This window comes from Mesorhizobium sp. ORM8.1, from assembly GCF_053005525.2.
Map to the genome: position 1 here is coordinate 1699773 of NZ_CM132600.1, position 24892 is coordinate 1724664.

Genomic DNA, 24892 nt, shown 5'->3' on the forward strand with positions numbered 1-24892 from the left:
GCAGCACCGGCGCCTTGATCCGTTTAGAAACGCCGGAGTCTGCCAGGCGCCCTGGCTTTCTAGCGTCAATCCGGTTCTTTCACCAGACGGGCAACGACCATCTCGGTCGCCGCCCGCCAGTCCGGCGCGGTCCAGCCGAAGGCGGCGGCGAATTTGGCGCTCGACAGCCGCGAATTGGCCGGGCGCCTTGCTTTGGTCGGGTAATCGGCAGTCGCGATGTCGCGGACCCTGGCGTGTGGTCCGCCAAGAGCCCGGCTGGTGTCCAGGATGTGGCGGGCAAAGCCGCTCCAATTGGTCTCCCCGGTGCCGGCCAGGTGATGGATGCCGAAGGCGGTGTCCTTGCCCTCGACCAGCATGGCGGCCGCGTGCAGGATCGCATCTGCAATATCGAGCGCCGATGTCGGATTGCCCCATTGGTCGGCGACGATCGACAGCTCGTCGCGGTCGGCGGCAAGCCTCAGCATGGTCTTGACGAAATTCTTTCCGAACGGGCTGTAGACCCAGGCAGTGCGCAGGATGATGTGGCGCGGATTGGCCGCCGCAACCGCCGCTTCGCCGGCGAGCTTGGAGGCGCCGTAGACGCCGAGCGGCGCCGTCGGGTCGCTCTCGACATAGGCGCTGTCCTTGGCGCCGTCGAAGACATAGTCGGTCGACAGATGAATGACCGGGACGCCGAGCCGCGCGGCGGCCTCGGCGACCTTGCCGGCGCCGACGGCGTTGACGGCAAAAGCCAGTTCCTTCTCGTCCTCGGCCTGGTCGACGGCGGTGTAGGCGGCGGCCGAAACGACGATGTCGGGATTTGCCGCCTCGAGCGCGGCGAACACCATCTCGGGCCGCGTCAAGTCGAACGCCGGCCGGCCAACGGCGACAACCTCGACATCACGGCGGTTGCGCCCCAATTCGAGCAGACTGGCGGCAACCTGCCCTTCGCGTCCGGTGACGGCAAGCCTCACGCGGCCCCCTTGCGGCCTTCCGTCGAGGCTCCGCCCAACCGCTCGCCGGCGTAGCGCTGCTCACGGATCGGGCCCCACCACCATTTGTTGTCGAGGTACCAGCCGACGGTTCTTGCCAGGCCGCTGTCGAAACTCTCACGCGGAGCCCAGCCGAGTTCGCGCGCAATCTTCGACGCATCGATCGCATAGCGGCGATCATGGCCGGGGCGGTCGGTGACAAAGGCGATCAACTCGCGATGGCTCTTGCCGCCTATGCGCGGCCGCCTTTGGTCGAGCAGATCGCAGATCGTCTCGACGACGCCAAGATTGGTGCGTTCGGAATTGCCGCCGACATTGTAACTCTCGCCCGGCTGCCCTTTCGTGGCGACGAGTTCCAGGGCCCGCGCATGATCCTCGACAAACAGCCAGTCGCGAACATTGGCGCCGGCGCCATAAATCGGCAGCGGCTTCTCGTCGAGCGCATTGAGGATGACCAGCGGGATCAGCTTTTCGGGAAAATGGTAGGGGCCGTAATTGTTCGAACAATTGGAGAGAACCACGGGCAAGCCGTAGGTCTCGTGCCAGGCCCGCACCAGGTGGTCGGACGCCGCCTTCGAGGCCGAATAGGGTGAGGACGGCGCATAGGGCGTCTCCTCGACGAACATGCCGCCGTCGAAAGGCAGATCGCCGAACACCTCGTCCGTCGAGACATGGTGGAAGCGAAACCCGGCCTTGCGGTCGTCCGACAGGCCGCGCCAGTATTCCAGCGCGGCATTCAAGATGCGGTAGGTGCCGACGATGTTGGTCTCGATGAAAGCGCCCGGACCGTCGATCGAACGGTCGACATGGCTCTCGGCGGCGAGGTTCATGACGACATCGATGTCGTCCCGGCGCAGGATTTCGAGAACTGTGCGTTCGTCGCAGATGTCGGCCTGCTCGAAACGATAATTATGCGCGTTCTCGATCGGCCGCAGCGAGGCAAGATTGCCGGCATAGGTGAGCTTGTCGAGATTGGTGACGCGATAGGCCGGATTGGCGCACAGATGCCGGCACACGGCCGAGCCGATGAAGCCCGCGCCACCTGTAACCAGGAAATTCAAACGGCCCTCTTCCCTCACGCGAAAACCTCCGCCGCGGCGAGCAACGGCGCCTTGCGATCCTTGTCCGAAAGCTGAAAGTCGCCGGCGAGCGATGGCCAGGCGATGCCGATGGCGGGATCGTCGAAGCGGATCGACCGGTCATGCTCCGGCGAATAGGTATCGGTGACCTTGTACAGAATCTCGGTATCCGGCGCGAGCGTCACGAAGCCGTGCGCGAAGCCTTTCGGCACCAGGATCTGGTTGCCCTTTTCCGCCGATATCTCCAGCGACGCCCATTTGCGGAAGGTCGGCGACGAACGGCGGATGTCGACGACGACATCGAAGACGCGACCGCGCAGAACCCGCAGCAACTTGGACTGGGCGCGCGGCGGCAGCTGATAGTGCAGGCCGCGCAGGACGCCCGCGGCGGCGGAATAGGAATGGTTGTCCTGCACGAATGTCAGGTCGATGCCGGCTTCGGCAAAACGCTCTGCGTTCCAGGTCTCGCTGAAATAGCCGCGCGCGTCGCCATGCCGCTTCGGCATGATCTCCAGCAGGCCCTCCAGCGCGAGTTTCCTGACTTCAAGCACCCTGATCCTCCGTCAGATCGGCGACCCGTCTGCGCAGATAGGCGGCGTATTCGTTCTTACCAAGGCGCGCGGCGCGTTGCAGGACCTCGTCGGCGCTGAGCCAGCCTTGTTCGAAAGCGATTTCCTCCGGGCAAGCGACCTTGATGCCCTGGCGATGCTCGATGGTGCGCACGAAGAACGACGCTTCGTGCAGGCTGTCATGCGTGCCGGTGTCGAGCCAGGCATAGCCACGGCCGAGACGGTGGACATGCAGCTCGCCAAGCTCGAGATAAGCGTTGTTGACCGCCGTGATCTCGAGCTCGCCACGCGCCGAGGGCCGGATGGTCGAGGCGATGTCGACGACCCTGTTGTCATAGAAGTAAAGCCCGGTGACGGCCCAGCTCGATTTCGGCTTGAGCGGCTTCTCCTCGATGGTCAGCGCCTTGCCGGTGGCCTTGTCGAAGGAAACCACGCCGTAGCGCTCGGGATCCTCGACATGGTAGGCGAAGACCGAGGCGCCGCTTTCGCGCTCGGCCGCCGTCCGGCAAAGCTTCGACAGGCCGTCACCGAAATAGATGTTGTCGCCCAGGATCATCGACACGTTGTCCTTGCCGATGAAATCGCGGCCGATGATGAACGCTTCGGCGAGGCCGTTGGGCTGCGCTTGCTCGGCATAGCAAAGCTCGAGACCGAATTCCGAGCCATCGCCGAGCAGAGCCTGGAAAACCGGCAAATCACGCGGCGTCGAGATGACCATGATCTGGCGTATTCCCGCCAGCATCAGCACGCTCAGCGGGTAATAGATCATCGGCTTGTCGTAGATCGGCAGGATCTGCTTGGAGACCGCTATCGTGAGCGGATAAAGGCGTGTTCCGCTGCCCCCCGCAAGAATTATTCCCTTCAACAAGCTCTCCGTTGAACTGCCGGGGCACGCCCTGATCGAGCTGCCCGCGGTCGGGTTTCGCGTGTCTGCTCGCTTGTTTATGCCTAACAGGTCCTAATATCGGATTTACTGCTTTCGGCTGCAGATACAATTACCTGCAACCTATAGGCTACTTGCAACCCAGGCGATTGGCCGGATCTCGGATTGGTCACGGAAGCCGGACGCAAAAAAACCGGCGGATTTCAGCCCGCCGGCCCATTTTCGCGTTGTTCTGTCTCAGCCGCGCTTGAGCAGCGCCCACACGGCCGGCACTAGGCTGGCGGCTAAAGCGACCTTGATCAGGTCGCCGGCGATGAACGGAAGGACGCCGAACTGCCACGACTTTTCCGGCCCGATGAGCACTGCAAGCCAGGCAAAGCCCATCGCCATCATGACCACTTCGCCGGTCAGCATGGCGCCGAACAGCTTGAACGGATTGCGGTCCCAGCCGCGATCGGCGGCCCAGCCGGCGATCGCCGCCATCGCCACGAAGCCGGCGAGATAACCGCCGGTTGAGCCCAGCATGTAGGCGATGCCGATGCCCTTTTCCGGCGTGCCTTGGAAGACGGGAAAGCCCATGGCGCCTTCGACGAGATAGAGGACGAGCGTCGCGACGGCGAGGCGCAGGCCAAAGGCGGAAGCGATCAACAGCACGGCAAGCGTCTGCAGCGAGATGTCGACCGGGCCGAGCACCACTTTCGTCTTGGCTGAAAGCGTGAGCAGCAGGGTTCCGGCAAGCGCCAGAAAGAGCTGCGTGGCGAGCCGGGCGGCACCGCGATCGGGCAAAGTGAGAGAAACAAGCGGACGCATCGTGGTTGCAGTTGCCATGGTCTTCCCCGTTGGTGGCTGATTTGCTGGCTTGTGTTTTCCTATATTGGCTTCCGTATCAGGCGGCAATCGTTTTGCCGCATCGCAACGGAGCCCGGCATGGCAGTTGAATTCGATACCAGCTTCGATCCCGCCTACGGCAAGGCGGTCACGGTCGCGCCGGACGTGCTGCGCATCACCGCCAGGAACCCGAGCCCGTTCACCTTCCATGGCACCAACAGCTATGTCATCGGCCGCGACACGCTGGCCGTGATCGATCCGGGGCCGGACGACGACGCCCATCTGGAAACGCTGCTGGCAGCGATCGGCGGCAGGCCGGTCAGTCACATCTTTGTCAGCCACACCCATCGCGACCACTCGCCCCTGGCGGCGCGGCTGAAGGAACGCACTGGAGCACCCTTGCTTGCCGAGGGGCCGCACCGGCCGGCGCGCGCCCTGCGCATCGGCGAGGTCAACCCGCTCGATGCCAGCGCGGATCTCAGTTTCGTTCCCGATATTGCGCTGACCGACAACGCCCTCACCCGAGGCGATGGCTGGACGATCCGCACGGTGCTGACGCCGGGACACACCGCCAACCACGCCGCGTTTGCGCTTGAGGGCACCGGGACCTTGTTTTCGGCCGACCATGTCATGGCGTGGTCGACCTCGATCGTCGCGCCGCCGGACGGCGCCATGGCCGATTACATGAGCTCGCTCGACAGACTGATCGCCCGGGACGACCGTTTGCTGCTGCCGGGCCATGGCGGACCGGTGGCCGAGCCGCGCCGGTTCATGCGCGGCCTGAAGACCCATCGCAAGATGCGCGAAGCGGCGATCCTGGAGCGCATCCGCGCCGGAGACCTGACGATCCGGGAGATGGTGGCGGCCATCTATCGCGACACCGACCCGCGGCTGCATGGGGCGGCCGGCCTGTCGGTGCTTGCCCATCTTGAGGATCTGGTGGCGCGCGGGCTGGTCTCGACCGACGGCGATGCTGCAATCGACGGTGTCTTCAGGCCGGCGTAAAGCTATTCCGCCGGCGCCGGGCCAACCTGGCCAGCGACCTCCTGGTCGAGTTCGGCCAGGAAATCGGTGATGCGGGCGGCATTGTCGCCGAGGTCGTAGCGGCCGTAGCGCGAGGCCGAACGCATGTCGACGATCACCGAATCGCCGTCGTCGGTGATGCGGATGGCGACGTCGGCCGGCAGGCCGAGCACGAAGCCCTTGGCCAGCGCATTGATCGTCGCCTGGCTCTGACCGTTGATGTCCGGATAGGGCGCGGTCAATTGCCAGTTGCGGCGGTCGAGCACGGTTTCGACCGCATCGACAATGGTCTCGAACGGCAGATTGTAGCTGCGCCCCGTGACCAGCGGATAGGCATCGGCCTGCAGGCGCTGCTCGCCCGGCGTCGGCGGCGAAAGTACGTTCATGTCGCTTGTACGGTCGCTGGTGTCGAGCGCCGGCGGATCGTCGAGGTCGGTCGAGATGTCGCGCAGCGGCGGATAGATCGTCGCCCAGTAGACGGCGACGCCAAAGGGCGCCAGCACCAGAATGGCCAGCAGCGCGCCGACGCTGAGATCGCGCCCGCCGCGGTCGCCGAAGCTCCAGACCTTCGACAGGGCAAGCCCAGCCAGCAGCAGCGCGAGCGCGGCGAGCAGCGCCACGACCGCGAGCACCCACAGGAGAGGCGGCGTCTCGACGAGGTCGAACCGATAGCTGGCAGCGACCGTCAGCAAAAGGACGAGGGAAAATGCCGCGATCCGCCGCGACCAGCCGGCCGCTCTCGACGTCTGCCGTTCAGGAGTAGATGCCATTCTTTACCGTATCGTCCCAGCCCGGCCGAGACTTAGCGCAGTTCGGCGATCGGTGAAATCGGTTCCAGACGGAAAAGATCGGGCATTTTCCTGGAAACCGTTTTTCGATTTGCGGCGATTGCGGCCCGATGGCTTTCCTCTCATTCCGTCGGCAGGCGGTAATCCCTGAACTGGTCGCGCAAGGTGGTCTTCTGGATCTTGCCGGTGGCGGTGTGCGGGATCTCGCCGACGAAGGCGACGTCGTCGGGCACCCACCATTTGGCCACCTTGCCGCTCATGAAGGTCAGGATATCGCTCTTGCTCGGCTCCTTTCCGGGCTTGCGCACGACGACCAGCAACGGCCGCTCGCCCCATTTGGAATGCGCGATGCCGATGGCCGCCGCTTCGGCCACATCGGGATGGCCGACGGCGAGATTTTCGAGATCGATCGTCGATATCCATTCGCCGCCCGACTTGATGACGTCCTTGGCGCGGTCGGTGATCTGCATGTAGCCGTTCGGATCGATGTGGGCGACATCGCCGGTGTCGAACCAACCGTCAGCGTCGAATTGCTCGGCGCCGGCGCCCCCGTAATAGGCGCGAGCCACGGCCGGGCCGCGCACCTTGAGATGCCCGAAGGTCTTGCCGTCCCAGGGCAGCGCATTGTCGTCGTCGTCGGTCACCTTCATCTCGACGCCGAAGGGCGGGAAACCCTGCTTGCCCTGGATATCGAGCCGGGCCTCGCCGGTCAGCACCTCGTATTGCGGTTTGAGCGTGCACAGCGTGCCGAGCGGCGACATCTCGGTCATGCCCCAGGCATGCACGACCTGGACATCGTAATTGTCCTGGAACTTGGCGGTGATGGCGCGCGGGCAGGACGCGCCGCCGATGACGACCTTCTGCAGATGCGGCAGTTTCTTGCCGGTCTCCTCCAGATGTTGCAGCAGCATCATCCACACCGTCGGCACGGCGGCGCTGAACGTCACCTTTTCGGTGTCGAGCAGCTCGTAGATCGAAGCGCCGTCCATCTTGCAGCCGGGCATGACCAGCTTGGCGCCGATCATCGGTCCGCTCTGGCCCAACCCCCAGGCATTGGCGTGAAACATCGGCACCACGGGAAGGATCACGTCGCGCGTCGACATGCCCATGGCATCGGGCATGGCGGCCAGCATGGCGTGGAGGACATTGGAGCGGTGGCTGTAAAGCACGCCTTTCGGGTCGCCCGTGGTGCCGGAGGTGTAGCACATGCCGGCGGCGGTGTTCTCGTCGAAGACCTTCCAGGCGAAGGCGCCGTCCGCTTCGGCCAGCCATTCCTCGTAGGCGACAACATTGGGCAACGACGTTTGCGGCATGTGCGCCCGGTCGGTCATAACGATCACCTGCCGCAACGACCGGACCGCGCCGGCGATCTTTTCCAGCAGCGGCACGAAGGTCAGGTCGACGAAGATCGCCTTGTCCTCGGCATTGTTCATGATCCAGGCGATCTGCTCGGGGAAAAGCCGCGGGTTGAGCGTGTGATAGATCGCGCCGATGCCCATGATGCCGTACCAGGCCTCGATATGGCGGGCGGTATTCCAGGCAAGCGTGGCGATGCGGTCACCGAGACCGAAGCCGTCGCGCTCCAGCCTTTGCGCGACTTTCAACGCGCGGTGATGGATCTCGGCATAGGTGGTGCGCACGATCGGCCCCTCGATCGAGCGCGACACGATCTCGCGGCTGCCGTGCTGGCGTTCGGCGTGGTCGATCAGCTTGTGGCAGAGCAGCGGCCATGGCTGCATCAGTCCGAGCATTCTTCTCCTCCCTTGTTGCGCTTTGGCATTTTTGTTTCACGCATTGTGAAACGATCGAGCGGATTGTCCAGCATCATCCGTGCAAGGGCGGTGGACGAACCGAAAAGCCCGGGAAAACCGCCACAATCCGGCCATCGTCGGCGTTAATGTTCATTAACGGGCTGGGTAGAATTGGCGAATGGAGTGTTCGCATGGATACGCAGTTCGACGACAAAACCCTTGAAAGCACGCTTGCCGAAAGTCTGGACGATCTGACGTCGGACAGCAAAGCCGTTTCCGATGACGAATTTGCCGAAGTGGTCGGCGGCGCGCTGGAAGCTGTCGGGGGAACCCTGCTGTTCAAGATGTGCGTCGCGAACGGATCGGTGGGCGAGCACGTCGCGGCCGCCTGCATCGGTGAGGCCAACAACCGCCAGTTCCTGCTGCTCACGCTGCCAACCGCCGGCGGCGCGCTGAAGGTCGAGACCGCGGCAAGAAGCGCCAATCCGGTCGCGGGCATCGCCGCCGCCTATGCCAGCCTCATGGATGCCTTCAAGACGGCCGCCTGACGGCTGCAATACAGACGTTCAATGAATGGTGATCGCGCATCCTGCGGCGCGAGCTTGCGCGACGCATGGTGCCGACACATGTAAATCTCCCGCAAGGAGAAACCGCATGGACAAACCCGCCAACCCCGCCCCCGGATTCCAGCGCAATCCGGACAAGGTGATCACCGTCGAACCCTATCGCGGCAGCGTCACGGTACGCGCCGGCGACACCGTCATCGCCAGATCGACCAAGGCCAAGGTCCTCTCGGAACCGCCCTACCCTGCGGCCTTCTACATCCCGTTCGACGATATCGATTTCAGCAAGCTCGCCGGCACCGAGCACTCGACGCACTGTCCCTATAAAGGCGATGCCAGTTACTGGAGTGTCCAGCCCGCCGCGGAAGCTGGCGAGAATGCGATGTGGGCCTATGAACACCCCTTCGACGAGATGGCCGAAATCCGCAACCACGGCGCGTTCTACACGAGCAAGGTGACGGTCGAAGCCGAACCGGGCTGAGATAGAGGTCTGGCCAACGCTGCGGGCCTACCACGCGGAGTGCCTATTCCGTCGTGCCGTCGTTGCCGATCCCCTCGGCATCGTCCAGGCGCACGAAGGTGATGCCCTTCTGCTTCAACGCGAGCAGGCCCTGGACAACGCCTTCGCCGGCCGCGTGGGTCGGCTGGTTGATATGCGAGATGATGACATCGCCATCCTTGGCGGCGGCGATGCGGCGCGCCGTTTCCCTGGCGCCGAGCAGCGAGCCGCCGTCGCCGTTGATCGAGAAGCCGGCAATCTTGAAGCCGAGCTTGCGGATCATGGCGATCGCCGAAGGACTGTATTCGGCGGTGGCGCCGCGGAACCATTTCGGCGCCGGCCCACCCGCGCTGACAAGAGCGGCGGCGCCGGATTCGACCTCGGCCTGCACGGCGTCGGGACTGCCGGCGGCGCGGATGCCATAGATCTTCTGCGGCGTATCGACCGCCGGGATGTGGCGGCCGCCATGGTTTTCCAGCTCGAACAGGTCGGGATGCGCCCGCATGATCTCGACAGCCGCGGCATTGCGCTTCAGCCAGATGCCGGTGACGAAAATGGTCGCCGGGATGCGGTTGTCGACCAGGGCCGAAAGGATTCTTGTGTCGGTCTTTCCGCCGCAGGCGTCGAGCGTCAGCGCGACGCGACCGCCACTGGGTTCAGCGGATTGCGGCTTCAGACGCAGCGTCGGCTCGACCAGCGTCGCGGCATTGCCTGCCGAGACGACCGATACCGCAAGCGCGATCGCGCACAGAGACTTTTCAACCAGACCCATCACTCGTTCCGTATTCCATCATTTCTTGCCGAAGAGGCAACAAGACCGGCATCAAGGCGAAAATCGGGACGCATCGACCGGCAATGCGCCTTTCACGCAAATGTCAGACCGTGCGCTCCGCGGCCACCTCCGTCTGCGACAGAAGCTCGCGCACCGCATCGACGACCGGGGCGACTTCAAGACGCCAGACGCAATATGCTCTGCTCGGATCGATCCGGCGGCAAAGATCGCCGCCGACACAGTCGCATGGCATCAAGGGTCGCAGCGAAATGCTGGGCGCGCCGACCGGCGCCCAGCGGACGGGGTTGGTCAGGCCAAACAGGCCGACTACCGGGGTTCCGGCTGCCGCGGCAATATGCATCGGCCCGCTCTCGTTGCCGAGAAACAGCCGGGCCTCCTTGAGCAGCGCCAGCAGCGCTTCCAGCGACAACGCACCTACCAGATTGACAACTGGCGTCCTGACCAAAGCCATGATCTGGTCGTTCGCTTCGGTCTCATCGGGACCGCCGACCAGAACGACGGACAGGCCGGTTTGGGTCGATATCGTGTCGATGGCCTCGGCAAAGCGCTCGGGTTGCCAGCGGCGCCCCGCGAAGCTTGCCCCGGCATGCACCGCCAGGAAGGCGTTGCGTCGCAGACCAGCCTTGTCCAGCAGAGCCAAGGCCCGCGCGGTTTCCAATGGCAGCGGCTGGATAGAAGGAGCCCTCACCCGCAGATCCACGCCAAGCGCCTCCAGCGGCGAAAGATAGCGGTACAGAAAATGCTTTTCGCCGTAGCCGAACGGCTTGGCCCGGACGTTGGCGGACTGACGCTCGAACCGACGCAACGGCCGCTCGGTCGGCCAATAGCCGACGCGGGTCTTCGCATTGACGGCCATTGCGATGAAGTGCGTCGTTTTTGAATCGGTCAGGTCGATGGTCATATCGAAGCCGAAGCGGCGCAGCTTGCGCAGCACCCCGTAGAGCTCAAGGCACGCCGCAATATCGTGCCGCGCGTACTGGCACGCTGGAAAGTGACCGTCTCGGCCGCGATGCCGTGGGCGGTCAGAAAGCTTGCAAAGCGTGCATCGCAAGGAAGACGATCCTGACGCCCGGATAAGCCAGTTGCAGGTTCTTCGTCAGCGCGGAGGCAAGGACGAGATCACCGATGAACTTGGTCTGCAGGATCAGGATCGAGCGGAAGGCGCCAGGGGTCTGCAACATCCGTGTCTGGACACCGGACGAATCGGAGTCCACGAAACCGGGTTGAGACGAAGTCGACATATGGAACCGTCACGCGCATGATCACGTGACCTCTATACAAAACTGCAGGGACGTGGGCCATAGTGAGCCTGGTGCGGCGTCAAAGGCAGGTTTGCACGGCATTTCCCACAAATATCAGACCGCGGCTTCGAGAAGCATATCCGTCCGAGCCAGCAATTCGAGCGCCGCGTCGACGACCGGATCGATGTCCAGGCGCCAGACGCAGCATGCCTTGCTCGGATCCGTCCGGTGGCACAGATCGCCGCCGACGCAATCGCATGGCATCGATGGCCGCAGGGAGATGGCGGGCACGCCGACCGGCCTCCAGCGGATCGGGTTGGTCAGGCCGAACAGCCCGACGACCGGTGTGCCGGCCGCCGCCGCCATATGCATGGGACCGCTCTCGTTGCCGAGGAACAGCCTCGCCTCCCTCAGCAGCGCCAGCAGCGTTTCCAGCCGCAGCGCGCCCGCCAGGTTGACGACAGGCGTCTTCGTCAACGCCATGATCCGGTCGGTCGCTTCGCTCTCGTCGGGACCGCCGACCAGAACAATGCCGAGGCCTGTTTGCCCGGCTATCCTGTCGATGGCGGCGGCAAAGCGCTCCGGCTGCCAGCGGCGCCCGATGAAGCTTGCCCCGGCATGCACGGCGATAAAGCCGTTCGCCTGAATATGGTGCCTGGCCAGCAAGGCGAGCGCGCGCGTCGTCTCGAAAGGCAACGGCCGGATATCGGGCGCCCTGACGCGCGGCTCGACGCCGAGCGCCTCCAGCGGCGAAAGATAACGGTAGAGAAAGTGCTTTTCGCCAAATCCGAACGGCTTCATGGCGACATTGGCAGGCTGACGCTCATACCAGCGCAGCGGCTTTTCGGCCGGAACATAGCCGAGCCGGATCGGGGCATTGACCAGTTCGGACATGACCCGCGAGGTTTTCGAACAGGTGATGTCGATCGTCATATCGAAGCGGTGCTGCCGCAATTGGCGCAGCGCGCGGAAGAACTCGCGTCCGCGCTGCAGCACCGAGCCGCGCATCTTGGTGCGGCTGAAGGGAACGACCTCGGAAGCGATGCCATGGCCGGTCAGAAAACCTGCGAAGCGCGCCTCGCACAGAAACACGATCCTGACGCCGGGATATTGAAGCTGCAGGTTCTTCGCCAGCGTCGAGGCGAGCACGATATCGCCGATGAACTTGGTCTGCAGGATCAGGATCGACCGGAAAGTGGTGGGGGAAATCTGCAACATGGTCTCTGGCACCGACGAATTCGGGCCAGAAACTGGTTTCAAACGGTGTCGAGATTCAGGGCCGAAACACGCACGTTCGTGTGACATTCCATACAAAATCGTAAGGCGCGACGCTCAGGCGCGCTTTGCGCCGTCTTTCCTGGCCGCCACCGCCGCCTGTGCCGCGGCCAGCCTTGCGATCGGCACGCGGTAGGGCGAACACGACACGTAGTCGAGGCCGACCTCCTCGCAGAAGCGGATCGAGGCCGGGTCGCCGCCATGCTCGCCGCAGATGCCGAGTTTGATGTCGGGCCGCGTCGCCTTGCCCTTTTCGGCGGCCATGCGCACCAGTTCACCGACGCCGTCAATGTCGAGCGACACGAATGGATCCTGCTCGATGATGCCCTTCTGCCGATAGGTTTCGAGGAAGGAGGCCGCGTCGTCGCGCGAGATGCCGAAGGTGGTCTGCGTCAGGTCGTTGGTGCCGAAGGAGAAGAATTCGGCTGCCTCGGCGATGACATGCGCCCGGATCGCCGCGCGCGGCAGTTCTATCATCGTGCCCGTCAAATAGTCGATCTTGGTGCCGGTTTCCTGCATGACGCTTTGCGCGACCGCATCGATGCGCGCCTTGACGTATTCCAGTTCCTTCACCAGGCCGACCAGCGGCACCATGATTTCCGGCACCACCAGCGCGCCGGCCTTGCGGCCGGCCTCGACGGCGGCCTCGAAGATGGCGCGCGCCTGCATCTCGGCGATCTCCGGATAGGAGACGGCAAGCCGGCAGCCGCGATGGCCAAGCATCGGATTGAACTCATGCAGCGCCTCGGTGCGCTGGCGGAGCTTGTCGGCCGACACGTTCATGGCGGCGGCAACCTCGGCAAGCTCGGCTTCGGTCTTGGGCAGGAACTCGTGCAGCGGCGGGTCGAGCAGGCGGATCGTCACCGGCAGGCCGGCCATGATCTCGAACAGTTCGAGGAAATCCGAGCGCTGCATCGGCAGCAGCTTGTCGAGCGCGGCGCGGCGGTCCTTTTCCGTGTCTGCCAGGATCATTTCGCGCATGGCGATGATGCGGTCGCCGTCGAAGAACATATGCTCGGTGCGGCAAAGGCCGATGCCTTCGGCGCCGAAGGAGCGCGCCATGCGTGCGTCGAGCGGGGTTTCGGCGTTGGTGCGCACCTTCATGCGGCGCGCGGCATCGGCCCACTCCATGATGGCGGCAAAGTCGCCGGAGAGTTCCGGCTGCAGCATGGCGACCGCGCCTTTGAGCACCTGGCCGTTGCCGCCGTCGATGGTGATGATGTCGCCCTTGCGGAAGGTCTGGCCCATCGAGAGCAGCGTGCCGGCCTTGTAGTCGACGCGCAGCGAGCCGGCGCCCGAGACGCAGGGTTTGCCCATGCCGCGTGCCACCACGGCGGCATGGCTGGTCATGCCGCCGCGCGTGGTGAGGATGCCTTCGGCGGCATGCATGCCGTGGATATCCTCGGGGCTGGTCTCGATGCGCACCAGGATCGCCTTGCGGCCTAGCGCCTTGGCATCCTCGGCATCGCCGGAGGAAAAGACGATCTCGCCGGTGGCGGCGCCCGGCGAAGCCGGCAGGCCCATGCCGATCACATCGCGGGCGGCGTTCGGATCGATGGTCGGGTGCAGGAGCTGGTCGAGCGAGGCCGCATCGATGCGGGCAACCGCCTCTTCCTTGGTGATCAACCCGTCCCTGGCCATCTCGACCGCGATCTTGAGCGCCGCCTTGGCGGTGCGCTTGCCCGATCGGGTCTGCAGCATCCACAATTTGCCGCGCTCGATGGTGAATTCGAGGTCCTGCATGTCGCGGTAGTGCTTTTCCAGCCGGTCGGAGATGTCGACGAAATGCTGGAAGGCGTCCGGCATCAGCTTCTGCAGCGACGGCTTGTCGGACCCGGCGGCGATGCGCGCCGCTTCGGTGATGTTTTGCGGCGTGCGGATGCCTGCCACCACGTCCTCGCCCTGGGCGTTGACCAGGAATTCGCCGTAGAGCTGCCTTTCGCCTGTCGAGGGATTGCGGGTGAAGGCGACGCCGGTGGCGGACGTGTTGCCCATATTGCCGAACACCATGGCTTGGACGTTGACCGCCGTGCCCCAGCTTTCGGGAATGTCGTGCAGGCGGCGATAGGTGATGGCGCGGCTGTTCATCCAGCTTGAAAAGACGGCGCCGATCGCGCCCCAGAGCTGCTCGTGCGGGTCCTGCGGGAACGGCTTGCCGAGCTCTTCCTCGACCTTGGCCTTGTAGAGCGAAATCACATGCTGCCACTCTTCGGCGCTGAGCTCGGTGTCGAGCTCGTGGCCGAGATTCGCCTTCTCGTCCTCGAGGATCTCCTCGAACACCTCATGGTCGAGGCCCATGACGACATCGGAATACATCTGAATGAACCGGCGGTAGCTGTCATAGGCGAAGCGCGCGTCGCCGGAATCGGCGGCCAAGGCCTCGACCGTCTCGTCGTTGAGGCCGAGATTGAGCACGGTGTCCATCATGCCGGGCATGGACGCGCGGGCACCCGAGCGGACCGAAACCAAGAGCAGCTTCGAGGGATCGCCAAAGCGGCGGGCGGTGAGCTTGCCGATATGGTCGAGCGCCGACACGACATCGGCCTCGAGCGCGGCCGGATAAGTGCGGCCGTCGGCGTAATAGGCGTTGCAGACCTCGGTGGTGATGGTGAAACCGGGCGGCACCGGCAGCCCCAGGCTGCACATCTCGGCCAGGTTGGCACCCTTGCCGCCGAGAAGATTGCGGTCGCCCGCACGGCCTTCGGCAGCGCCGTCGCCGAAGGTGTAAACCCACTTGGTCATGCTCGTCCTCCAGTGCGTGGAAGATAGACAACAGCGGGGTCAAGACCCGGTTCCCCGCCTTCCGGTTCGAGCGATATGATGCTGCAGTGCGAAAGGCAAGGCATCGCCCTGGCGGGCCTGGCCTCTACAATCGATTAAGCAAAAGCTGCGTCAAAAAGACTTGCCGCGCGCCGGCATGGGATATAGAACATAACGGGAACATAGTGGAGTAGCGTCATGAAACTCAACGGAAAACTCGACTATCTGGAACTGCCGGCGACCGGCGGCACGCTGGACAGCGTGAAAGCGTTCTACAGTGCGGCGTTCTCATGGTCGTTCACCGACTACGGACCAACCTATTCGGCCTTTGGCGAAGGTCTTGACGGCGGCTTCCAGGCGGATGCCGGCGAGGCGCCAGCCAAGCCGCTGCCCGTGCTCTATTCCGAAAATCTCGAAGAAACGCTGGAAGCCGTCGAGAATGCCGGCGGCGCCGTAATCAAGCCGATCTTTGCCTTCCCCGGCGGCAGGCGCTTTCACTTCACCGATCCGGCCGGCAACGAGCTCGCCGTCTGGGGACATTAGAAAAGACGCAGATTTCCCGCCGATTTTTGCGGTTGACAGGCGGCCCTGCTCCAATAAGTAGCAGCCCAACCTTCCAACAACAAAAGCGGACTGATGAAATTCGGGTCAAGCGGCGTTCGAGGTTTGGCTTCCGAATTGGTCGGAAGGGCAAGCGGACTCTATACGGCGGGCTTTGCCCGCCGCCTGCGCGCCACCGGCTTCGAACAAGGCAAAGTCTTCGTGGGGCGCGATCTGCGCGACAGCAGCCCGGAAATTGCCGGGAATTGCATGGCGGCGCTCGCGGCAGCCGGCTTTGAGCCGATCGACTGCGGCCCGATCCCCACGCCGGCCCTTGCCTTCTACGCCCGCCAGCATGGCGGCGCCGCGCTGATGGTGACCGGATCGCACATCCCGGCCGACCGCAACGGCATCAAGTTCTATGGCCCGAAAGGCGAGATCGACAAGGCGGACGAGGCCGCGATCACGCGCGCTGTCGCCGAGCTGTCGGACCACTATCCCTGGCCGCCGGCCCATGCCAAGCGGCAGGCCGGCCATGATAAGGCGCTCGCGGCGTTTCGGGACCGTGTCGGCGCCATCTTGCCGCCGCGCGCGCTTTCCGGATTGAAGCTCGCCGTTTATCAGCACAGCACCGTGGCGGCGGAACTGCTGGTCGAGGTGCTGCGCTCCTATGGCGCCGATGTCGTCTCGGTCGGGAAAACCGAGACTTTCGTGCCCGTCGACACCGAGGCCGTCAGCCCGGAAACGATGGCGAAGGCGAAGGATTGGGTGCGCGACTTCAACTTCGACGCCGTGCTCTCGGCAGACGCCGATGCCGATCGTCCTCTTATCATCGACGAAAATGGCGCGTTGTTCCGCGGCGATCTGATCGGTCTGGCCACAGCCCTGTTCGTGCGGGCCGACACCGTGGTGACGCCGGTGACCTCCAATTCGGGCATTTCCGACGCCTTCGGCTTCAAGGTGGTGAGAACGAAGGTCGGGTCGCCCTTCGTCATAGCCGGCATGCAGGCGGCACAGTCGACCGGCGGCACGATCGTCGGCTTCGAGGCCAATGGCGGGGTCCTGCTTGGGTCCGACTGCGTCTTGACCGGCAAGACATTGTCCGCGCTGCCGACCAGGGATTCGTTTTTGCCGATCCTGGCCGTGCTCGGCACGGTGGCATCGACCGGAAAATCCTTGTCCGGCCTGCGTGCGCTCTGGCAGCTTCCGGTCTGCGCCAGCGAGCGCCTCGAGAACTTCCCGATCGAGAAATCGCGCAGCCTGATGCACCGTTTCGCCGACCGGAATGCATTGCAGGATTTTCTCGCTCCCTTCGGAACTGTCGCCGATGTCGATGAGACCGACGGCATCAGGGCGCGCATGGCAAGCGGCGAGATCGTCCATCTGCGGCCTTCCGGCAACGCTCCGGAGTTTCGTTGCTATGCCGAGGCCGCAAGCGGTGACAGAGCAGCGGCAATTGTGGCAATAGCGCTGGAACGGGCGCGGGACACCATACAGGCAGATGAGTGAGAGGCCGTTTAATGAAAGTGGTTCCCGTCATCATCAGCGGCGGCGCCGGGTCGCGGCTATGGCCGGCGTCCAGGCAATCGCATCCAAAGCCTTTCCTTAAGGTCGCCGACGGCCGCTCGCTGATCCAGCACACGGTGCTGCGGGCGGTTTCACTGAAGGATGTCGCGGAGCTTGTCGCGGTCACGTCCAAAGACCACCTTTTCCTGACGAAGGACGATTTCGACGAACTGTCGCCGGCGGTTCCGCCGCATACGTTCCTGCTCGAGCCCGAAGGGCGCGACACGGCCGCCGCAGTGGCCGCGGCCGTCGTCCACGCCAACACGACACAAGGCCCGGACGCGATTTTGTGCATTTTCCCGGCCGACCACATGATCGGCGACTTGCCCGCGTTCAGCGACGTGATGGGACGGGCGATCGACCATGCGCGGCAGGGACTGATCGCCACGCTCGGCATAAGGCCCAGCCGTCCCGACACCGCCTTCGGCTATATCGAAGCCGATGGCGAGAAGGTCATCCGTTTCGTCGAAAAGCCGGACCTCGCCACGGCCGAGGCCTACGTGGCATCCGGCCGCTTCTTCTGGAATGCCGGTATCTTCTGCTTCAAGGCGCGGACCATGCTCGAGGCGATGGCGGCGCACTGCCCTGCCGTGCTCGAGGCGGTTGCCGCAAGCTATGAGCTGGCCCGCGTCGAAAATGGCGGCGAGACCGGGAAAATCGAACTTTCGGCCGAGCATTTCGCGCTCGCGCCGCGCATCTCGCTCGATCATGCCGTGATGGAGAAGACGCGCAACCTTGCCGTGGTTCCCTGCGAGATGGAATGGAACGATATCGGCTCGTGGAACGCCATGGCGGAACTGACCCCGGCCGACGGCAGCGGCAACCGGATCCGCGGCGATGTTCACATGGTGGACACGGCCGGCAGCTATATCAGCTCGGACAGGCGCGTCATCGGCACCGTCGGCGTCAGCAACCTGGTGATCGTGGATTCGCCGGACGCCTTGCTGGTGGCCTCGCGCGACCGCGTCCAGGACGTCAAGAAGCTGTTCGAGAGCCTCAAGGCATCGGGGCATGAGGCGCATCTCCTACACAGCACCGTGCACCGGCCATGGGGCACCTATACGGTCCTGGAGGAAGGCGAGCGCTTCAAGATCAAACGCATCGAGGTGAAACCGGGGCGGCGGCTCAGCCTGCAGATGCACCACCATCGATCGGAACATTGGGTGGTGGTCAGCGGGTCGGCGAAAGTGGTCAACGGCGACCAGGAGCTGCTCTTGGCGACCAACCAGTCGACCTATATCCCCTGCGGCCACAAACACCGGCTGGAGAACCCGGGCAAGATCGACCTGGTGATCATCGAAGTTCAGAGCGGCGATTATCTCGGCGAGGATGACATAGTGCGCTTCGACGACGTATACGGGCGCGCATAGCGATTCATTCGTCCGCAGGGCTGGGGCGGGCAAACAACGGATAAAGGGCTTGGGGGAGCAATTATCGGAACATTTTGAGAGCATTGATGAAAAAAACAGCATTGATAACCGGTATTACCGGGCAGGATGGCGCTTATCTGGCGGAGTTTTTGCTCTCAAAGGATTATGAGGTCCACGGACTTGCGCGGCGCTCGAGCACCGCCGACGTCAACACCACGCGCCTGAAGTGGCTTGGCGTCGAAAAAGACGTACGGATTGTCGACGGCAACCTGACGGATCTGTCGGGCCTGGCACGCACCATGCGCGACATAAAGCCGGACGAGGTCTACAATCTTGCCGCCCAGTCTTTCGTCAAATCCTCGTGGCAGCAGCCTATTTTGACGGGCAACGTCACCGGGATCGGCGTCACCAACGTGCTCGAGGCGCTGCGTCTCGAAATCCCGACGGCGCGCTTCTACCAGGCTTCGTCGTCGGAGATGTACGGCCTTATCCAGGAGCCGATGCAGTCGGAAACGACACCTTTCTACCCGCGCTCGCCTTATGCCGTGGCCAAGCTCTACGGCCACTGGATCACCGTCAACTACCGCGAGAGCTTCAGCCTGCATGCCTCGAGCGGCATCCTGTTCAACCACGAGTCGCCGCTTCGCGGCATCGAGTTCGTGACCCGCAAGGTCACCGACGCGGTCGCGCGGATCAAGAAGGGCATGATCAAGGAGTTGCGCCTGGGCAATATCGACGCCAAGCGCGACTGGGGCCACTCGAAGGACTATGTCCGCGCCATGTGGCTGATGCTGCAGCAGGACCAACCGGACGACTATGTCGTCGCCACGGGCAGGACGACGACGGTGCGCGACATGTGCCGGATCGCCTTCGAGCATGTCGGGTTGAAGATGGAAGACCACCTGGTCATCGATCCTGACCTGTTCCGGCCGGCTGAAGTGGAAATCCTGCTCGGCAACCCGGCCAAGGCAAAAGCCAAGCTCGGATGGGAGGCGACGATCTCGCTGGAGGAAATGATCCGCGAGATGGTGGACGCCGATCTCGAGCGCCACTCGCGTCCATCGAGATACTGAACGATCAAGATATGGGCGGTCCTGTGACTCATCGCATCCTCGTGACCGGCGCTAGCGGGTTTGTTGGCACAGCGCTTTTGCAATTGCTGGAACGCGAGCACGATCGGTGCGAAGTTTTCTTGCTCGGGCGGGGCTTGAAACGGCGGACCCCAATCGACCTTCGAGACCAAGATGCTGTTGACCAGGCTGTTTCCGAAATCCGACCAACCGCCATCATCCATTTGGCGGCGGTTGCTGCGCCGGCTGATGCACATGACACTCCTCGCCGGGCATGGGATGTCAATGTTATGGGAACGATGAACTTGGCGGAATCAGTGATGCGTCACACGCCTAAAGCCCGATTCATCTATGTTGGCAGTTCAGAAGCTTATGGAGCATCTTTTCACAGCACAGCCGAACCTCTGACCGAAAACGCTCCGCTTAGACCGGTGAACGTCTACGGAGCTACCAAAGCAGCCGCAGACCTTATGATTGGTCAAATGTGCTATAGTGGCTTGCGCGCCATTCGCTTTCGCCCTTTCAATCACACAGGCCCGGGCCAGTCCGACACCTATGTGGTTTCCGATTTCGCGCATCAAGTCGCCGAAATCCTGTCTGGCAAGAGCGAGCCAGTCATCCATGTCGGGAACGTGGAAGCCATGCGCGATTTTCTTGATGTTCGCGACGTCGTGCGCGCTTATACGATTGCCGCGTTTCAAGATCAGTATGCGGGGCCTGATTGCGTCTACAACATCGCGTCCGGTCAACCTCGCAGAATCAGAGATATTCTGGATGCTCTTATCGCTCAATCGGGCATAGATATCGAAGTGCGCACTGACCAGAAAAAGTTCGCCCGAACGATATTCCTGTCACTTCCGGTGATATTTCGAAGGTCGCTGAGGAACTCAAATGGGTGCCTTTTGTGCCATTCGAGCAGACAATAGCCGACGTCTTGCAATTTTGGCAGCGGATTTGCAGTGGCGAATGACTACTTCGCTGTGCCACTTGTAAGGGATTTGTCCACATGAAACTTGCGATCATCTCGAGCTACCAGCGCGACTGCGGCATCGCCCAGTATGTCGAGCACCTTGAAGGCCCGCTACGCGAACTGCTCGGCGGTAACCTCTCGATAGCTCCTCCCTGTTGACCTGCTACGCTCGTCGGGACCGATGGCCCATTCTATGGCGCGAAGCGCGCTAGCAGAATCGCTGGCAGTGATATCAGAAGCAGATGTTGTAGTAATTGAACTTGAGCCTGGGCTTTTCGGCCGCTCACAAAAGCAGATATGGGCAACACTGAAATCAATACTGAACGTCAGCAAGAGAGTTGTTATTACCTATCATACCGTTCCTACACTCCCTCCACCGCTTCCGAAGAGCTTTAGATCTTTACTCCATTTAGCTAGACATAGTTACGGTCAAACGGTTTTCCGTCGCTTAATGCGAGCAATTCGGTCAAACCAGGAAAAATTCGCTCACGTCGTGCAAACTCGTCGTGAAAAAGACTCGCCTTACGCTGCTGGGTGTCAATCCTAAGCATATCTTCGACATGCCCCTTTCCTATTTTACGCAAGCCGAAAAGGCAGAGTTCGATCACGAACGTTATCGCCAAAAGCTGGATGACGTATACGGAACGTCCGGGCAAACAGTGCTCGGTGTCTTTGGCTTTCTGGGTGGAATTAAAGGGACTAAAGTGGCGTTGCGCGCACTCAATCATTTGCCGCCAGAATATCATATTCTTGTTGTTGGTGGCCTCCACCCTGAAGGGGTCGTGCATGCGACCAGCGAGCAACCGCCTATCCAAGATATAACCAAGTTTCTTGAGCCTACGTTTGATGCCGGAGAACGAGATGAAGCCGATGCCAAGCGCTCCGCATTGCTAAAGCGCGTTCACTTTGCCGGCGCAGTTGATAATCGTACCTTCGCAGAGCTTATGGTAGGCTGCGACGCTATCCTTCTGCCTTACGAGGAAGTCGGCCAGACGTCTTCTGGTCCTGCTTCACAAGCACTCGATTTACAACGTCCTATATATTGTACTAGAACCGGTGCGTTTCGCGAGCTCGGAAAGTACGCCAAAGACGCTCTCAGCTTCTTCGAGATAGGTAACCACCTCGAACTGGCGCAAAAAATAGACCGACATGACGCAATGTTGCCTGTTCGCACACAAGCGCGAGCGCGCTACGCTGATACTGTGACCGTCGAAGCGCGGGCGCAGATGTATGTCGATGCCGCCAGATTTACCAAACGAAAATAGCTCGCAGCAGGCGTCAAACGACAGTTTCATGCATTCACTATTTGTCCGTGCTCAAGCATGATTCTACGGTTGCAGAACTGATCAAGAATCTCGGTTGAGTGGGAGGCCAATATCACGATGCTTGCACGCTCAACGAACTCAGCCATTCTCTTTCGTGCCTTAGCTTGGAAGCCAACATCACCGGCCCCAAACACTTCATCCACGACCAGCACCTCGGGGTGAACTGCTGTTGCGACAGCGAAAAGCAGCCGGGTGGTCATGCCTGCGGAATAGGTCCTAATGGGAACGTTCAAAAAACTGCCCAATTCTGTGAACGCCTCAATGTCTGGTATTGATGCTTCTGCTTCCTTGAAGGTAGCTCCAAGCAGCATGGACATCCGACGAATGTTCTCATAACCGCTCAAGTCAGGCAACGCGCCCGTACCCAAACCGAAGACAGTTGCGATGCGCCCGGTAACTGATATCTTCCCTAGCGTCGGCTCGAAAATGCCGGCGATTGTCTTGAGTAGCGTCGTCTTGCCGGAACCGTTGTGCCCGACCAGTCCAAGCCTGTCTCCGTTTGTCAGCTGAAGTGAGACGTCCCTGAGTGCGGTCACCTCGACGGTCGCTCGGCCTTCTCGAGACAGCATGCCTCCAGTGCCAACGTTAATTAACTGATTTCGCAGGGAGGTCGCACCCACACCATAGATCGGGTACCTAACCGTCACATTCTCAAGCAGAACTTCAGCCATCACATCCAATACGGTAAACGTGCGCCCTTAGCGCCGGTTATCCAAAGTGCCGCGATCCAGAGGGTGATACCAGTGCCGACGACAACCAAATAGCTCAAGAGACTCGGAACGTCGCCCATCATCGGATCCCTGATGACCGTTATCCAGTGAGCTAAGGGATTGAAAAGCATCACGTTCTTAATCGGACCTAGCTGCCGAGACTCGTAGAGAACGGGAGTCAGAAAAAACAACATCGGCATGATAGCGGCTACTAGCGGTTCAACATCTCGATACCTGGCCCCTATGAATCCTATCACTTGCGCCGCTGCAAATAAGTTGCCGACGACGAGGATAAGAGCCGGCAATGCGAGCAGCATTGTCCAACTCCAGTGGGTAGGGATTATGATCCAAACAACTGCAAGAACAATTGCGTTGTGGCCAAGCATTACGAGCTGCCGCAAGAGCAATTCGCTCGAAAATGAAAACCGAGGCGCATAGATACTTGTCAGAGTAGCGGTATTGCGTTGAAAAACGCCGCTAGCCTCCGTAATCGTTCCAGCGATAAACTGCCAAGTTATGAGCCCTACCGTGAGCATCGGCACGAAGCGCTGGACAGGCATCTCCATAAGGACACTCCAGACCAGCCCCAGGCCAACAACACTTACCGCGGTTCCTAGGACCAACCACAATGGGCCGAGCACACTTCTTCGGTATCGCGCGATGGTATCTGTCCATGCAAAGTACGACGCGGTCCGCCTTCGGGACCAAGCGCCACGAAGATCGCCAGCACCATCTAACACCGCTTCAAAGAATGATTTTCCTGGCCTGTCAGCCCGAGGCATTCCTACATCCAAATCTGTATTCCCAACAGCGCCCCGTGTGCGGTCGTATAGTTATTATCAAATCGCGAGTCGAGCCCGCATTTCGCTACTCATTGCGGCTTCAATTGGGCAGCGTGAAAAAAGGGGCTCGGCGTGGAAGCTATGCCTAGCCGTCCGCTCATTGCAGCCGCAACCAGATCAGTGTTAACAACCACCGCGTTCAATTTCGGAGTAATCACATGCGCGTGATGGATGAGCAAATTATCGGCGATTTCATGCGGGAGCTCGATCAAATCGAGAAATATGCACCGATGCTTGGATCCTATTCTCGCGTCGATCCCGAAGTCATCGAACATGAGCAAGCAGGACACCGCTTTCGTTTCCTCACGTTCCATCAGGAGTCAAAAAACTGGTATCCGCCGGGATTGAAGGAGTGGTCCCTGATAAAGATGGACTCAACGAACTTCGTGCGATCGGATGACGTGGTCTTCGACCTTGGCTGCAATGCGGGTTATTTAACCACGTGGTTCGCTCTTCGCGCTCTTCGCGGCCACGTCCACGCCTTCGACCCGTACCCTTGGAATGCCGCATCCACGCGCACCCAAGCAAAACTAAACAGCCTTTCGAACGTTACGGTCCATGCGGTCGGCATTGGCCCGGAACGTAAGATAATCAGAGTGCCTGTCCTCTCATCAATGACTTTCAACGTGCAGAGCGCTGGAGAAGTCCCTCAGATCGATCTCCAGATTGAGCCTTTGGCAGCTTTTATCGGTGCCGCACCAACTTTTGCCAAGATAGATATTGAGGGGGCTGAGCATGAATTAGGCTCCTCGATCGTCCAAAGTGGTGTGGAGCGTGGGTACGTTGAAATGCATCCGCCTATGATTGAAGCTGGAGGGGGGGCGTCCGGGAGTGCTGCTGGAGCATTTGTTGGGGGCTGGCTATGCAATCGCCTCGCATGGACCTAGTACGACCCCGTGGACCCCGGCTACCGCAGTTCTACCGACCGGATACTATTTTGAGCGGGCGCAGTAGCGATCGGCGCCGAGTTTTCGACCTCGGCGCCGATCGACAGTCTTTGACCGCCAAGCCAGGCTATGCGCAACCTATTTTTCTATTCTGTACTGAAATCTACCGAGATAAAAATCTGGAAATCTAGGTGAATTTGGAAAATCAAGGTTTGTAGGGAATAACTCTGTTGATTCTTGGAATTTATACATTAGTCTATTGACCAGCGTAACTTCCATAACGCTCGGGAACGGCACTCCACCAATAATAAGCCAAGGAGCACTATTGTTGGCATGAACATGAATTGGCTGAAATACGGAATGCAATTTAGTTAACGTTCTTTCCATTTTTGCGTATGGTAAATCGCTCTCGATCGATCCGAACCCATGAAATTCACAGACTATTTGAGATACTTTCTTCAGCGTAGTATCCGCCACAGACGTAAAAGCGTCCCATTCCGACCCCTCTATATCGCACTTGAGAACGATTTTTTCGCCTCCTATGCGATCAACTGCCTTGTCTATTGATGTCGCATCCAGACGATTTGGA

At 61.4% G+C, this 24892-nt stretch carries 25 protein-coding genes; 11 read left to right on the forward strand and 14 right to left on the reverse strand.

Features of this window, described 5'->3' with window-relative positions; genetic code table 11:
* Nucleotides 1-65: 65 nt before the first annotated feature.
* The 5 genes from rfbD to ACVDG8_RS08985 all read right to left on the reverse strand — a co-directional run bounded on the left by rfbD (nt 66) and on the right by ACVDG8_RS08985 (nt 4330).
* Nucleotides 66-953 (reverse strand): dTDP-4-dehydrorhamnose reductase, encoded by an 888-nt coding sequence (rfbD, locus tag ACVDG8_RS08965; RefSeq protein WP_447254384.1) that lies wholly within the window; start codon nt 951-953, stop codon nt 66-68.
* The gene (gene rfbB, locus ACVDG8_RS08970; protein ID WP_447257281.1) at nt 950-2032 is read right to left on the reverse strand and encodes a dTDP-glucose 4,6-dehydratase; all 1083 of its coding nucleotides are present in this window, start codon (nt 2030-2032) and stop codon (nt 950-952) included. Before rfbB ends, rfbD begins: the two co-directional genes overlap by 4 nt.
* 14 nt (nt 2033-2046) lie before the next feature.
* Nucleotides 2047-2601, reverse strand: coding sequence for a dTDP-4-dehydrorhamnose 3,5-epimerase (rfbC, locus tag ACVDG8_RS08975; protein WP_447254385.1), 555 nt, complete (start codon nt 2599-2601; stop codon nt 2047-2049).
* Nucleotides 2594-3484, reverse strand: a complete 891-nt coding sequence (gene rfbA / locus ACVDG8_RS08980; protein WP_447254386.1) for a glucose-1-phosphate thymidylyltransferase RfbA — start codon at nt 3482-3484, stop codon at nt 2594-2596. Before rfbA ends, rfbC begins: the two co-directional genes overlap by 8 nt.
* Nucleotides 3485-3739: 255 nt before the next feature.
* A complete protein-coding gene (locus ACVDG8_RS08985) occupies nt 3740-4330 on the reverse strand; it encodes a biotin transporter BioY (protein ID WP_447254387.1) in 591 nt (196 codons plus the stop codon).
* 99 nt (nt 4331-4429) lie between these two features.
* Between ACVDG8_RS08985 and ACVDG8_RS08990 the strand changes: the two genes are divergently transcribed.
* Complete coding sequence (locus tag ACVDG8_RS08990; protein ID WP_447254388.1) at nt 4430-5335, forward strand: MBL fold metallo-hydrolase; 906 nt, start codon at nt 4430-4432, stop codon at nt 5333-5335.
* A 2-nt stretch (nt 5336-5337) separates the two neighbouring features.
* Here the strand turns inward: ACVDG8_RS08990 and ACVDG8_RS08995 are convergent, their stop codons facing one another.
* Together ACVDG8_RS08995 and ACVDG8_RS09000 are read right to left on the reverse strand one after the other, a co-directional pair.
* A complete protein-coding gene (locus ACVDG8_RS08995) occupies nt 5338-6123 on the reverse strand; it encodes a DUF1499 domain-containing protein (protein ID WP_447254389.1) in 786 nt (261 codons plus the stop codon).
* A 140-nt stretch (nt 6124-6263) separates the two neighbouring features.
* A complete protein-coding gene (locus ACVDG8_RS09000) occupies nt 6264-7892 on the reverse strand; it encodes a fatty-acid--CoA ligase (RefSeq protein WP_447254390.1) in 1629 nt (542 codons plus the stop codon).
* A gap of 191 nt (nt 7893-8083) precedes the next feature.
* Here ACVDG8_RS09000 and ACVDG8_RS09005 point away from each other — a divergent pair, with 191 nt between their 5' ends.
* Nucleotides 8084-8440: a hypothetical protein gene (locus ACVDG8_RS09005; RefSeq protein ID WP_447254391.1), complete on the forward strand. Its 357-nt coding sequence runs from the start codon at nt 8084-8086 to the stop codon at nt 8438-8440.
* Nucleotides 8441-8546: 106 nt separating this feature from the next.
* Nucleotides 8547-8936, forward strand: a complete 390-nt coding sequence (locus tag ACVDG8_RS09010) for a DUF427 domain-containing protein (RefSeq protein WP_447254392.1) — start codon at nt 8547-8549, stop codon at nt 8934-8936.
* Between the two features lie 43 nt (nt 8937-8979).
* Here the strand turns inward: ACVDG8_RS09010 and ACVDG8_RS09015 are convergent, their stop codons facing one another.
* The 5 genes from ACVDG8_RS09015 to ppdK all read right to left on the reverse strand — a co-directional run bounded on the left by ACVDG8_RS09015 (nt 8980) and on the right by ppdK (nt 15005).
* The gene (locus tag ACVDG8_RS09015; RefSeq protein ID WP_447254393.1) at nt 8980-9726 is read right to left on the reverse strand and encodes a polysaccharide deacetylase family protein; all 747 of its coding nucleotides are present in this window, start codon (nt 9724-9726) and stop codon (nt 8980-8982) included.
* A gap of 103 nt (nt 9727-9829) precedes the next feature.
* On the reverse strand, nt 9830-10681 hold the full coding sequence (locus ACVDG8_RS09020; protein WP_447254394.1) for a glycosyltransferase family 9 protein: 852 nt from the start codon (nt 10679-10681) through the stop codon (nt 9830-9832).
* Between the two features lie 88 nt (nt 10682-10769).
* A complete protein-coding gene (locus tag ACVDG8_RS09025) occupies nt 10770-10928 on the reverse strand; it encodes a hypothetical protein (protein ID WP_455707650.1) in 159 nt (52 codons plus the stop codon).
* Between the two features lie 174 nt (nt 10929-11102).
* Complete coding sequence (locus tag ACVDG8_RS09030) at nt 11103-12206, reverse strand: glycosyltransferase family 9 protein (RefSeq protein WP_447254395.1); 1104 nt, start codon at nt 12204-12206, stop codon at nt 11103-11105.
* 114 nt (nt 12207-12320) lie between these two features.
* The gene (ppdK, locus tag ACVDG8_RS09035; RefSeq protein WP_447254396.1) at nt 12321-15005 is read right to left on the reverse strand and encodes a pyruvate, phosphate dikinase; all 2685 of its coding nucleotides are present in this window, start codon (nt 15003-15005) and stop codon (nt 12321-12323) included.
* 216 nt (nt 15006-15221) lie between these two features.
* Between ppdK and ACVDG8_RS09040 the strand changes: the two genes are divergently transcribed.
* From ACVDG8_RS09040 to ACVDG8_RS09070, 7 genes are all read left to right on the forward strand, one after another.
* Entirely contained in the window at nt 15222-15566 is a 345-nt protein-coding gene (locus ACVDG8_RS09040) for a VOC family protein (protein WP_447254397.1), read from the forward strand.
* A gap of 93 nt (nt 15567-15659) precedes the next feature.
* Nucleotides 15660-17072 carry a phosphomannomutase gene (locus ACVDG8_RS09045; protein WP_447254398.1) on the forward strand — a complete coding sequence of 471 codons (1413 nt, stop codon included), beginning with the start codon at nt 15660-15662 and terminating at the stop codon, nt 17070-17072.
* Between the two features lie 11 nt (nt 17073-17083).
* The gene (locus tag ACVDG8_RS09050) at nt 17084-18499 is read left to right on the forward strand and encodes a mannose-1-phosphate guanylyltransferase/mannose-6-phosphate isomerase (protein WP_447254399.1); all 1416 of its coding nucleotides are present in this window, start codon (nt 17084-17086) and stop codon (nt 18497-18499) included.
* Between the two features lie 86 nt (nt 18500-18585).
* Entirely contained in the window at nt 18586-19572 is a 987-nt protein-coding gene (gene gmd / locus ACVDG8_RS09055) for a GDP-mannose 4,6-dehydratase (RefSeq protein ID WP_447254400.1), read from the forward strand.
* Between the two features lie 11 nt (nt 19573-19583).
* The gene (locus tag ACVDG8_RS09060; protein ID WP_447254401.1) at nt 19584-20495 is read left to right on the forward strand and encodes an NAD-dependent epimerase/dehydratase family protein; all 912 of its coding nucleotides are present in this window, start codon (nt 19584-19586) and stop codon (nt 20493-20495) included.
* An 80-nt stretch (nt 20496-20575) separates the two neighbouring features.
* Nucleotides 20576-20698: a hypothetical protein gene (locus ACVDG8_RS09065; RefSeq protein WP_455707651.1), complete on the forward strand. Its 123-nt coding sequence runs from the start codon at nt 20576-20578 to the stop codon at nt 20696-20698.
* A gap of 347 nt (nt 20699-21045) precedes the next feature.
* The gene (locus ACVDG8_RS09070) at nt 21046-21804 is read left to right on the forward strand and encodes a hypothetical protein (RefSeq protein WP_447254403.1); all 759 of its coding nucleotides are present in this window, start codon (nt 21046-21048) and stop codon (nt 21802-21804) included.
* A 26-nt stretch (nt 21805-21830) separates the two neighbouring features.
* On the opposite strand, the gene ACVDG8_RS09075 is transcribed toward ACVDG8_RS09070, so the two are convergent.
* Entirely contained in the window at nt 21831-22535 is a 705-nt protein-coding gene (locus ACVDG8_RS09075; RefSeq protein ID WP_447254404.1) for an ABC transporter ATP-binding protein, read from the reverse strand.
* Nucleotides 22535-23356 carry an ABC transporter permease gene (locus ACVDG8_RS09080; RefSeq protein ID WP_447254405.1) on the reverse strand — a complete coding sequence of 274 codons (822 nt, stop codon included), beginning with the start codon at nt 23354-23356 and terminating at the stop codon, nt 22535-22537. The genes ACVDG8_RS09075 and ACVDG8_RS09080 overlap by 1 nt, the downstream gene beginning before the upstream one ends.
* A 218-nt stretch (nt 23357-23574) precedes the next feature.
* Between ACVDG8_RS09080 and ACVDG8_RS09085 the strand changes: the two genes are divergently transcribed.
* A complete protein-coding gene (locus ACVDG8_RS09085; RefSeq protein ID WP_455707652.1) occupies nt 23575-24303 on the forward strand; it encodes an FkbM family methyltransferase in 729 nt (242 codons plus the stop codon).
* Nucleotides 24304-24892 lie beyond the last annotated feature (589 nt).